The sequence below is a fragment of the Neobacillus mesonae genome, from assembly GCF_023715155.1.
Classification (GTDB): domain Bacteria; phylum Bacillota; class Bacilli; order Bacillales; family Cytobacillaceae; genus Neobacillus; species Neobacillus mesonae_A.
Genome location: NZ_JAMBNQ010000067.1, coordinates 1 through 11,044, shown reverse-complemented (window position 1 = coordinate 11,044; position 11,044 = coordinate 1). Strand labels below are relative to the sequence as shown.

Sequence of the window (11,044 nt, the reverse complement as noted above, 5' to 3'; positions counted from 1 at the left end):
GATCACGATTAATCTGTGTATTTTTAGTTAGCATTTCATTCACCTCTTTAAAATCTCTGTAACTCAATTATACAAAAAAAGACTGTCAACAAAACCGAATTTTTTCGATTTTGTCGACAGTCTGAAAGCTTCTGCCAAGCAGAAGCTTTTTTTAGTGGTTATTATCTTTGCGGGGAGATTCCCCATATGTCTTTAGCATATTCCTTAATGGTGCGGTCGCTTGAAAAATAACCGGCATGTGCAATATTCACAAGGCTTTTTTGATGCCAGCTGAAAGAATCTTTATAGGCATTTCCAATCTTATCCTGTGCATTTGTATAGGAAGCAAAATCCTTTAGCACAAAGTATTGATCATTTTCTTCAAGCAAGGAATCAAAAATCGGTTCAAATTCATTTGACACATCAGAGAAAAATCCATTGACCAGCTGGTCGACCACCTTACGAATCCGCTGGTCAAGGTGATAATACTCCAAAGACTGATAACCGCCATGACGGTAATAGTGAAGCACTTCCTCAGCGGTTAAACCAAAGAGAAAGATATTGTCATCCCCTACCAGTTCATGAATTTCCACATTTGCCCCGTCCAAAGTCCCAAGCGTTAATGCACCATTAATCATAAATTTCATGTTACCGGTTCCGGAAGCTTCTTTACTGGCAGTCGAGATTTGTTCACTGACATCTGCCGCGGGAAAAATCTTTTCAGCTAAAGAAACGCGGTAATTTTCCATAAAAATGACTTTAATCTTATCGCCGGTTTGAGGGTCGTGATTTACCTTATCTGCAACAGTATTAATTAATTTAATAATTTTTTTTGCATAATAGTATCCAGGGGAAGCTTTTGCACCAAAAATAAATACTCTTGGGGTTATTTCAAAGCTTGAATCCTCTTTAATCCGATTATATAAATACATAATGTGCAAAACATTAAGCAGCTGCCTTTTATAAGCATGAAGCCGTTTAACCTGGACATCGAATATCGCATTGGGATCTACCGCAACACCATTCTGTTTATAAATAATGTCAGCGAGCTTTTTCTTATTATCGATTTTAATTCTTTCGAGCTGTTTTAAAAATGACGGGTCCCGCTGATATTTCAGTAATTGTGTTAGCTCATGTGCCTGATTGGTCCATGAAGATCCAATAGCATCGGTTATGAGTTGTGACAATTCTGGATTTGCTTTATACAGCCAGCGGCGGTAGGCAATTCCATTTGTTTTATTGTTAAATTTATCGGGATACAGCCGATAAAACGGCCTCATTTCCCGCTCTTTTAGGATTTCCGTATGCAGTCTCGCTACACCATTTACACTGAAACTCCCGACAATGGCTAAATGAGCCATTTTTACATAGTGATCGGCAATGATGGCGAGTTTACTAATCCGTTCCCAGTCACCAGGGGTCTCTTCCCACAGCTGCCGGCAAAAGCGTTCATTAATTTCTTCGACAATCATATAAATTCTTGGCAATAGCGGCTGAAAAATATGAACAGGCCATTTTTCCAATGCTTCCGATAAGGTCGTATGATTGGTATATGAAATGGTATTAGTTGTGATATGCCAAGCCTGATCCCAATCCATTCCCTCTTCATCAATTAGGACTCTCATTAACTCTGGAATGGCAAGCACCGGGTGGGTATCATTGATATGAATACAAATATATTCATGAAATTGTTCCAGACTGGCATGCTGCTTCCTATAGTACCTTACAATCGACTGAATACAGGCTGAAACAAGGAAGTATTGCTGTTTTAAGCGTAATATTTTACCTTCATCATGTGTATCATCTGGATAAAGGAATTCGGAAATAGCCTCAGTTTCCCGTTTATATTTGAGAACATCTTTATGGAACGGGAATTGAGCTGGCTCTGCACTCCAAAGCCTTAAGGTGTTGACTGTTTTCGTATTAAAGCCTACAACTGGCACATCATATGGAACTGCTGTAACCGTTTCGGCATTTAAATGGTGGAAAGAAAGCCTTCCGTCTTCCTCTTTTCCCTCTACCTTGCCCCAAAACGGGATACTTACGGCTAAATCAGCCTTGCGTACTTCCCAAACATTGCCGCTTCTAAGCCATTGCTCCGGCAGTTCCACCTGATAGCCATCAACAATTTTCTGTTCAAACAATCCATGTTTATAGCGGATTCCATGCCCATGGCCAGGAAGGTTTAACGAGGCAAGGGAATCTAAAAAACAGGCGGCAAGTCTACCTAAGCCGCCATTACCTAAGCCTGCATCAGGCTCTAATTCTTCAAGTTCCGTTAAATCGATTCCAAGCTCTTTAAGACCTTCTTCAGCAACAGATTCAACCCCAAGATTCATTAAATTTTGCCTTAAAAGTTTTCCTAATAAATATTCAATCGAAAGGTAGAATACTTGTTTTCCCTTTGTCGCCATATAATGTTCATTTGTTGTAATCCAATCATCGCTCACAAATTCACGAATCATTTGACCAAGGGTCTGATAATGGTCCCTTGGCGTACTTTCAGAAAAGCTCTTTCCGCACAGCATCTCAAGCCTTTTTAAAAAGGTGTTCTTAAATTTTTCTTTCGTAGAAAACATGTGATTCACTCCTTGAGACTAGTTCGGCATAGAGCTGATTATAGCTAAATGCCGATTGGGCCCAGCTATAATCCTTTTCCATTGCTTGTCTGACAATCTTCTGCCATTCCTTTTTATCATGATAAAAGCCAATTGCTCTTTGTACGGTGTAAAGCATGTCATGTGCATTGAAATTCCTAAATGAAAATCCATTGCCTTGTTTCGTGAACTCATTCCATGATTTTACCGTATCATTTAATCCGCCTGTTTCACGGGCGATTGGAATGGCTCCATATTTCATTGCAATTAATTGTCCGAGACCACATGGTTCAAATAATGACGGCATTAAAAATAAATCAGCTGCCGCATACAATTTATGAGCCAGTTCCTCATTAAAGCCCGTATGAACTTTAAGCTTTTCCGGATAAATTCTGGCTGCCTGGCGGAAGTAATCCTCATATTCAAAATCCCCTGTTCCAAGAATAATGATCTGGATATCTTCCTGAAGGATTTCCCTCAGGACACATTTGACAAGGTCAAGCCCCTTTTGTCTTGTCAATCTTGATATCATAACCAGCAGTGGTGTTTCCGAGGATTGCTTCAACCCGAATTGCTTTTGAATCTCCCTTTTATTAACATTTTTCTTTTCTATATCATTCACACTATAAGTTTGAAAAATAAGCGGGTCATGTACAGGATTATAAAAGTCTTCATCAATGCCATTTAAAATCCCGACAAGATCTTCATCCCTTTCCTTTAACAGTCCATCAAGCTTTTCACCGAAAGCAGCTGTCTGGATCTCATTCTTGTAGGTTGGACTAACGGTTGTAATTTTGTCTGCAGAGACTAGGGCCCCTTTGATAAAATTTATGTTTCCGTAAAACTCTAAATTACGGTAGTGCAGAAATTGGTCTTCTAGACCTAGTAAATCCTTTAATACATTTTTAGGGAAAATTCCTTGGAACTGAAGATTATGAATAGTAAAAACAGTCTTAATCAATCCATATCCTTTTTCCTTATAGTATACCGTTTTAAGAAGATAAGGAATCATGGCCGTATGCCAATCATGGCAATGCAGTACATCTGGGAAAAAGTTTAGCTTGACAATCGCCTCAAGTACAGCCCTGTTAAAAAACGCAAATCTCTCACCATCATCAAAATAGCCATATAAACCTTCGCGTTTAAAATAGTACTCATTATCGACAAAATAGAAGATAACCCCTTGATACTCAAGTTCTTCTATCCCGCAATATTGGTTTCTCCAACCAACGGAAACTGTAAATTCCTTTATTTTTTTCATATCTTTCTTATATTTTCCAGCAATCGTTCCGTATTTAGGAAGGATTACCCTTACATCGGTTCCCTGGCTTTTTAATTCTTTTGGCAGGGAACCGGCAACATCTGCAAGTCCCCCAGATTTTGCAAATGGTCCACATTCTGATACGGCAAATAATACTTTCACGAGTTCATCAACGCTCCTTGCTTCGTCCCTTTACGGATTACATATGGTGACTTTTCTGTTCCTATTAATTTAGTACCCGCTTCAATTTTGATATCCTTATCTAATATAACTGAATCCAAATAGCAATTTTCTTCAATCTGGCACTTTTGCATGATAATGCAGTTCTTGATAACGGTTCCTTTTCCAATCTTTACGCCGCGGGAAATAATACTATTTTCTACTGTCCCGCTGATTAATCCGCCATTGGCTATCATTGAATTTTTCACGGCTGAACCATTTAAATATTTCGTTGGCGGTTCATCCTTTACCTTTGTTAAGATTGGCTGTTCTTTTAAAAATAGCTTTCTCCAAACATCCTTCTCCAATAAATCCATACTGGTAGAAAAATAGTTTTCAATCGAATCTATCATAACGGCATACCCGTTATATTCATAATGACATACAGAATACTCATGATGTAAATCCTGAACAACATCCCGCATACATGAATACCCCGTTTGATGTCTTGTTTCAATCAGTTTCATGAGAAGTGATGTTTTAATCAAATATAATTCCAGCGACCTGCCATTCTGATGGATTTCAGTGATATCACACCCAGAATGGATATGCCAATCTAATAATGGATGGAAATCCATATTAAAGACAGTAAAGCAATTGCTGATAATAGCATATTCCTGTGTACTCCGATAGAAATAATCCATATTGGCCGCAAAAAGGTCGAATGAACCAATTTTATTATAATCACTGCTTACAATAGCCGATGGAAAAAAGAACAAACCATCGCGCTTCCGGTTTAAATCCCAGTTCTTTCCCGAACCCAAGTGGTCCATTAAAGAACGGTACTGCATTTTTGGAAAAATCGCTACACTTCTAATTCCTGAATTCACCATGTTTGAGAGTACAAAATCGATGATGCGGTATCTGCCGGCAAAAGGCAGGGCTGCTAATGATCGATGGGTTAATAAATCCTCCAAATCTTCATGATAAGTTGTAGCGTCAATGATACCCAGTAACTTTCTCTTCACTCAAAAGTCCCTCCAATTCAACTATTCCATATCTGAAAGGTTTTCTCTCAGGTTGTTAACTAGATTAATAAGCAGAGTGTAACTCGCTCAGCATGTCCTCTGTTACAAGAATTACTTCATTATCCATCGAACGAATCACCGTTCCATCAGGTATAATCACACCAGAAGGAACGATTGTCTTTTCAATGAAGCAGTCTTTCCCTACAATAGCATCCGGCATAACCACAGAATCTTTAACAATAGATCCTGTACCGACAGATACACTTTGGAAAACAACAGAGTGTTCAATTTCCCCTTCAATCGTACATCCTTCGTTAATGAGTGATTCTTTTACTACAGCATCTGATGATATATATTGCGGCGGCTGGTTTGGATTAACAGAGTAGATCCTCCAGCTGGTATCAAACAAATCTAACTCACAATCTTCTGCTAATAAGTCCATGTTTGCTTCCCAAAGGCTTTCAACAGTACCAACGTCTTTCCAATAACCTTTAAACGGATAAGCAAACAGTTTTCTTTGATCTTCCAGTAATGCTGGTATGATATTTTTGCCAAAATCATGGCTTGAATCATGTCTTTTAGCATCCATTTCCAAATATTCTTTAAGTATATTCCAGTTAAAAATATAAATACCCATGGAAGCTAGGTTATTTTTTGGATTGGTTGGTTTTTCCTCAAACTCTACTATTCTCATGTCTTCGCTTGTATTCATAATGCCAAATCTGCTTGCTTCATCCCAAGGGACTTGAATCAAGGAGATCGTCACATCTGCTTTTTTCTCCATATGATATTCAAGCATACTTTCATAATTCATTTTGTATATATGATCACCTGATAGAATTAAGACATAATCAGGCTGATATTGCGTTAAATAATTTAAATTTTGATAGATAGCACTGGCAGTACCTGTGTACCATTTCACCTCAGAATCTTCACTGTACGGCGGAAGCACAGTAACCCCGCCATCCTTTGCGTCAAGATCCCATGCACTGCCTATCCCTATGTAGGAATTTAATAGTAATGGCTGGTATTGTGTTAGCACACCAACGGTATCTATACCGGAATTGGCACAATTACTTAATGCAAAATCAATAATGCGATATTTCCCTCCAAATGGTACAGCCGGCTTTGCAAGATCTTTTGTCAACTCATTCAGCCTGCTGCCCTTCCCTCCTGCTAATAACATGGCCACGCAAGTTTTCTTTACCATTTCCTTTTCGCTCCTTTCGTTTTTTAACAGGTCTCAACATATGAAACCCAAATGGGGCTATTGTTAAATTCAATGAATTAGGTTTCCCATGGAAAGGTTCCGAAACCGCCATTAGATTTTTTTTATTGATCCTATCGCTTCCGCCATATTCCTTTTGATCACTATTAAAAATTTCACGATATGGACCTGGATTGGGAACCCCTATTTTATAATCTTGATAACTCACACCTGTGAAATTACAAACAATAATCAACAAATCATCGTCTTTTTTCCCCTTACGAATAAAAGAGAAGATAGATTGCTCCGAATTATCCGCATCAATCCATTCAAATCCTTCCTGTAAATGATCTAGTTCATATAGGGATTTTGATCGTTTATAAAGCTTCATCAGCATTTTGACGTAATTGCTCATTTTCTGGTGCATTTCATAATCTAATAGATTCCAATCCAATTGTTCTTTATCTTTCCATTCAGCAAACTGGCCAAATTCAAAACCCATAAATAGCAGCTTTTTTCCTGGATGTGCAAACATAAAACCCAGCAAAAGTCTTAATTGAGCAAATTTCTCCCAATAATCTCCGGGCATTTTATCCAAAAGTGATTTCTTTCCATGAACAACCTCATCATGGGAAAATGGAAGCATAAAGTTTTCTGAGAAAGCATACAAAAGGGAAAATGTAATTTTTGAGTGGACAAGTGACCTTGCGAACGGCGGTGTTTCCATATATTCCAGCACGTCGTTCATCCAGCCCATATTCCATTTATAATCAAAACCTAATCCTCCGTAGCGTGCAGGTGCAGTTACATGTGGAAATTCAGTAGAGTCTTCCCCAATCATTAAAAAGTTTGGATTATATTCTTCAATAACACGGTTTAATTTTTTTAAAAAGCCAATGCCCAATGGATTTTCACGCTTCTCATGACCTGTATTAGGCCAATAAATAATATTGGCGACCGCATCCATTCGAAATCCATCAATATGAAACCAATCCATCCAAAATAATGCATTTGAGATTAGAAAGCTCTGGACTTCTCCTCTGCCCAGATCAAAATTAGCTGTTCCCCAAACCACATTTTCCCTGTCTTGATGGTTTTGGTAAGAATAAAGATGGGTTCCATCGAATCGATATAAACCATGAGCATCCTTACAAAAATGCCCTGGTACCCAATCAAGGATGACCCCAATTCCATGTTGATGGCACTGATCAACTAAATATTTAAAATCATCTGGTTCTCCATATCTTGAGGTAACCGAAAAATATCCTGTACCTTGGTAGCCCCATGAATCATCAAGAGGATGCTCCACTAGAGGCAGCAATTCAATATGTGTAAATCCATGCTCCATCACATAAGGAATGAGCTCTTCGGCCATTTCTTTATATGTAAGATAACTTCCATCTTCTTTCTTACGCCAAGATCCAATATGTACTTCATAAATGACCAAGGGGTCTGATAAAATATGATGATTCTTATGATTCATCCATTGATGATCACGCCACTCATAATTTTTCAGTGGATACACAATGGATGCAGTATGCGGTCTTAGTTCAGCATAAAAGGCAAATGGATCTGCCTTAAGCAGCTTTTCTCCAGCATGCGTGATAATTTCATATTTATAGATTTCACCTTCTAAGTCCTGATTCACCACTAGGATCCATATTCCTTCTTCATTCATCCTCTGTAATTCAAATTCACGGCCATTCCATTTATTAAAATCCCCTACAAGCCTTACTTGTTTAGCATTAGGGGCCCATACACAAAATCTTGTAAAACTATTACCGGAGTTTTTAATGACATGGGCGCCAAATAGATGATGACTTTGAAAAAGGTTTCCCTCATGAAATAGATGCAGCTGATAGTCAGTTGGGAATAAAGTATTAACTGTCATGGTTCTCCTCTTCCTCATATGAGAATATGTTTTTCAGAATTCAATTATATATGTAATTAAGGCATATTCCCCAAAATACTTTTTTCTCTTTTCAGACATTTTCAACAACAATCCGCAAAAATAACTGATAATCCTACGGGATTCTATTCGTTTCGACACTATTTTCAGGTTCATTCGACGAGTATCTATTTATTTTTTTTGTAAATATTTTTAGGACAATAATATTTTTATGAGGATTTATCCTTAAGTTTCAAGGGGATCATTCTAATATGAATGGGGATAGTTCTTTTGTTATATATACTAAAATTTGTCACGAAGGCATAAAGTATTTTTAACGCAAAAAAACCTGATAACATCTTGTTATCAGGTTTACTGGATGACCCCTACGGGATTCGAACCCGTGTTACCGCCGTGAAAGGGCGGTGTCTTAACCGCTTGACCAAGGGGCCATGTATGGCGGAGAAGGAGGGATTTGAACCCTCGCGCCGGTTACCCGACCTACACCCTTAGCAGGGGCGCCTCTTCAGCCACTTGAGTACTTCTCCATATGGCTCCGCAGGTAGGATTCGAACCTACGACCGATCGGTTAACAGCCGATAGCTCTACCACTGAGCTACTGCGGAATAAAAGAATATATTATTACAAAATGGTGGGCCTAAATGGACTTGAACCATCGACCTCACGCTTATCAGGCGTGCGCTCTAACCAGCTGAGCTATAGGCCCATTGGAGCGGGTGATGAGAATCGAACTCACAACAACAGCTTGGAAGGCTGTGGTTTTACCACTAAACTACACCCGCATTCATGGGGCGGATGATGGGAATCGAACCCACGCGTGTCGGAACCACAATCCGATGCGTTAACCACTTCGCCACATCCGCCATTATGCTATTTCGAAAAGGTGGCTCAGGACGGAATCGAACCGCCGACACAAGGATTTTCAGTCCTTTGCTCTACCGACTGAGCTACTGAGCCATATAGTGGCGGTCTGGACGGGACTCGAACCCGCGACCTCCTGCGTGACAGGCAGGCATTCTAACCAGCTGAACTACCAGACCAAATTGCGGGGGCAGGATTTGAACCTGCGACCTTCGGGTTATGAGCCCGACGAGCTACCGGACTGCTCCACCCCGCGATAATAAAAAATATAATGCTTCTTGCATGCTCATAGATGCAAGGACTGTCCCGACTTCAGGAAGCTTATTCAAGCAGCAATTCAGTCGGTACAACTCGCAGATTATTCATTGGAGTAACGCTAAAATCAGTCGCCCCGATTTAGAAAGTTTATTCAAGCAGTGATTCAATCGGTGCGCTGTAGAATATTCAAAGAAGATTATTCGAACGTGCTCCACCCCGCGATAATAATAAACTATAGATAAATATGGCGGAGGAAGAGGGATTCGAACCCCCGCGCGGTTTAACCCGCCTGTCGGTTTTCAAGACCGATCCCTTCAGCCGGACTTGGGTATTCCTCCATATTTGTCAAATGATAATGGTGGACCTTGTAGGACTCGAACCTACGACCGGACGGTTATGAGCCGTCTGCTCTAACCAGCTGAGCTAAAGGTCCTCACTAAATTCATTCTAATTTTTATCTGTCTGTCCCCATCTTAGAAAGTATATTCAAGATGCAGCGCGATGGGTACAACTCGCAGATTATCCAAGGAAGCTTTGCTCGTTGCTCTAACCAGCTGAGCTAAAGGTCCTTAATCATTTTTATAAATGGTAGCGGCGGAGGGGATCGAACCCCCGACCTTACGGGTATGAACCGTACGCTCTAGCCAGCTGAGCTACACCGCCATATATATAATTGATTTTTGGTGGAGCCTAGCGGGATCGAACCGCTGACCTCCTGCGTGCAAAGCAGGCGCTCTCCCAGCTGAGCTAAGGCCCCAATACTATAAATGGTCGGGAAAACAGGATTCGAACCTGCGACCCCTTGGTCCCAAACCAAGTGCTCTACCAAGCTGAGCTATTTCCCGTTAAACACTATGGCGCGCCCGAAAGGAGTCGAACCCATAGCCTTCTGATCCGTAGTCAGACGCTCTATCCAATTGAGCTACGGGCGCATGTTTTAAAAAATGGTGCCGAGGACCGGAATCGAACCGGTACGGTAGTCACCTACCGCAGGATTTTAAGTCCTGTGCGTCTGCCAGTTCCGCCACCCCGGCATATGGAGCGGAAGACGGGATTCGAACCCGCGACCCCCACCTTGGCAAGGTGATGTTCTACCACTGAACTACTTCCGCATTTATTAAAATGGTGCGGGTGAAGGGAGTCGAACCCCCACGCCTTGCGGCGCCAGATCCTAAGTCTGGTGCGTCTGCCAATTCCGCCACACCCGCATATTTAAATGGTGAGCCATGAAGGACTCGAACCTTCGACCCTCTGATTAAAAGTCAGATGCTCTACCAACTGAGCTAATGGCTCATACCTTAAAGTAACTACCTAATCTTTGGTTTATTCGTCAGATGTCCGCATCTCAGGTTGATTATTCAAGAAGCGGCTCGACGCGTACAACTCGCGTATTTCATAGAAGTATTGCTCGTTGCTCTACCAACTGAGCTAATGGCTCGTCCAATGGTGCCGGCCAGAGGACTTGAACCCCCAACCTACTGATTACAAGTCAGTTGCTCTACCAATTGAGCTAGGCCGGCATAATAAATAAAAAATAAGATGTACTTAAATGGTGGAGGATGACGGGATCGAACCGCCGACCCTCTGCTTGTAAGGCAGATGCTCTCCCAGCTGAGCTAATCCTCCATCTTAAAGCCTGGCAGCGTCCTACTCTCACAGGGCAAGGCCCCAACTACCATCGGCGCTGAGAAGCTTAACTTCCGTGTTCGGTATGGGAACGGGTGTGACCTTCTCGCCATCACCGCCAGACTATTTAATCGACACTATTTTATTATAATGTCTTTT

At 40.8% G+C, this 11,044-nt stretch carries 5 protein-coding genes, 21 tRNA genes and 1 rRNA gene; all 27 read right to left on the bottom strand.

The genetic code is table 11. From position 1 onward, the window contains the following. Positions 1-161: 161 nt before the first annotated feature. Positions 162-2,558 (bottom strand): glycogen/starch/alpha-glucan phosphorylase, encoded by a 2,397-nt coding sequence (locus M3183_RS26030; protein WP_251474816.1) that lies wholly within the window; start codon positions 2,556-2,558, stop codon positions 162-164. Then, the gene (glgA, locus tag M3183_RS26025) at positions 2,533-3,999 is read right to left on the bottom strand and encodes a glycogen synthase GlgA (RefSeq protein ID WP_251474814.1); all 1,467 of its coding nucleotides are present in this window, start codon (positions 3,997-3,999) and stop codon (positions 2,533-2,535) included. The genes M3183_RS26030 and glgA overlap by 26 nt, the downstream gene beginning before the upstream one ends. Beyond that, complete coding sequence (locus tag M3183_RS26020) at positions 3,996-5,024, bottom strand: GlgC family sugar phosphate nucleotidyltransferase (protein WP_251474811.1); 1,029 nt, start codon at positions 5,022-5,024, stop codon at positions 3,996-3,998. Before M3183_RS26020 ends, glgA begins: the two co-directional genes overlap by 4 nt. A gap of 64 nt (positions 5,025-5,088) precedes the next feature. Further along, entirely contained in the window at positions 5,089-6,234 is a 1,146-nt protein-coding gene (locus tag M3183_RS26015) for a glucose-1-phosphate adenylyltransferase (protein WP_251474809.1), read from the bottom strand. Then, positions 6,173-8,122 carry a 1,4-alpha-glucan branching protein GlgB gene (glgB, locus tag M3183_RS26010; RefSeq protein ID WP_251474807.1) on the bottom strand — a complete coding sequence of 650 codons (1,950 nt, stop codon included), beginning with the start codon at positions 8,120-8,122 and terminating at the stop codon, positions 6,173-6,175. The genes M3183_RS26015 and glgB overlap by 62 nt, the downstream gene beginning before the upstream one ends. A gap of 377 nt (positions 8,123-8,499) precedes the next feature. Next, a tRNA-Glu gene (locus M3183_RS26005) sits at positions 8,500-8,571 on the bottom strand. Positions 8,572-8,576: 5 nt separating this feature from the next. Beyond that, positions 8,577-8,667 (bottom strand) — tRNA-Ser (locus M3183_RS26000). A gap of 3 nt (positions 8,668-8,670) precedes the next feature. Further along, a tRNA-Asn gene (locus tag M3183_RS25995) sits at positions 8,671-8,745 on the bottom strand. Positions 8,746-8,769: 24 nt separating this feature from the next. After that, positions 8,770-8,846: transfer RNA gene (locus M3183_RS25990), tRNA-Ile, on the bottom strand. Between the two features lie 2 nt (positions 8,847-8,848). Further along, positions 8,849-8,922 (bottom strand) — tRNA-Gly (locus M3183_RS25985). Positions 8,923-8,927: 5 nt separating this feature from the next. Further along, positions 8,928-9,003 (bottom strand) — tRNA-His (locus tag M3183_RS25980). A 21-nt stretch (positions 9,004-9,024) separates the two neighbouring features. After that, a tRNA-Phe gene (locus M3183_RS25975) sits at positions 9,025-9,097 on the bottom strand. Positions 9,098-9,103: 6 nt separating this feature from the next. Beyond that, a tRNA-Asp gene (locus tag M3183_RS25970) sits at positions 9,104-9,180 on the bottom strand. A 3-nt stretch (positions 9,181-9,183) separates the two neighbouring features. Beyond that, positions 9,184-9,257 (bottom strand) — tRNA-Met (locus M3183_RS25965). Positions 9,258-9,504: 247 nt separating this feature from the next. Next, a tRNA-Ser gene (locus M3183_RS25960) sits at positions 9,505-9,597 on the bottom strand. Positions 9,598-9,615: 18 nt separating this feature from the next. Beyond that, positions 9,616-9,692, bottom strand: a tRNA-Ile gene (locus M3183_RS25955). A gap of 153 nt (positions 9,693-9,845) precedes the next feature. Then, positions 9,846-9,922, bottom strand: a tRNA-Met gene (locus tag M3183_RS25950). An 18-nt stretch (positions 9,923-9,940) separates the two neighbouring features. Further along, a tRNA-Ala gene (locus M3183_RS25945) sits at positions 9,941-10,016 on the bottom strand. An 11-nt stretch (positions 10,017-10,027) separates the two neighbouring features. Continuing rightward, a tRNA-Pro gene (locus M3183_RS25940) sits at positions 10,028-10,104 on the bottom strand. Between the two features lie 10 nt (positions 10,105-10,114). After that, positions 10,115-10,191, bottom strand: a tRNA-Arg gene (locus M3183_RS25935). Between the two features lie 13 nt (positions 10,192-10,204). Continuing rightward, positions 10,205-10,293: transfer RNA gene (locus tag M3183_RS25930), tRNA-Leu, on the bottom strand. A gap of 3 nt (positions 10,294-10,296) precedes the next feature. Next, positions 10,297-10,371, bottom strand: a tRNA-Gly gene (locus tag M3183_RS25925). An 11-nt stretch (positions 10,372-10,382) separates the two neighbouring features. Next, positions 10,383-10,467: transfer RNA gene (locus tag M3183_RS25920), tRNA-Leu, on the bottom strand. A 9-nt stretch (positions 10,468-10,476) separates the two neighbouring features. Continuing rightward, positions 10,477-10,552, bottom strand: a tRNA-Lys gene (locus tag M3183_RS25915). A gap of 151 nt (positions 10,553-10,703) precedes the next feature. Continuing rightward, positions 10,704-10,779, bottom strand: a tRNA-Thr gene (locus tag M3183_RS25910). Between the two features lie 30 nt (positions 10,780-10,809). Then, positions 10,810-10,885: transfer RNA gene (locus tag M3183_RS25905), tRNA-Val, on the bottom strand. An 8-nt stretch (positions 10,886-10,893) separates the two neighbouring features. Beyond that, a 5S ribosomal RNA gene (gene rrf / locus M3183_RS25900) occupies positions 10,894-11,008 on the bottom strand. Positions 11,009-11,044: the final 36 nt, after the last annotated feature.

What these genes read in the sequence shown, in the direction of transcription:
- M3183_RS26030 (WP_251474816.1), bottom strand. Translation starts at nt 2,558, where the DNA reads ATGTTTTCTACGAAAGAAAAATTTAAGAACACCTTTTTAAAAAGGCTT.
- M3183_RS26015 (WP_251474809.1), bottom strand. Translation starts at nt 6,234, where the DNA reads ATGGTAAAGAAAACTTGCGTGGCCATGTTATTAGCAGGAGGGAAGGGC.
- glgB (WP_251474807.1), bottom strand. Translation starts at nt 8,122, where the DNA reads ATGACAGTTAATACTTTATTCCCAACTGACTATCAGCTGCATCTATTT.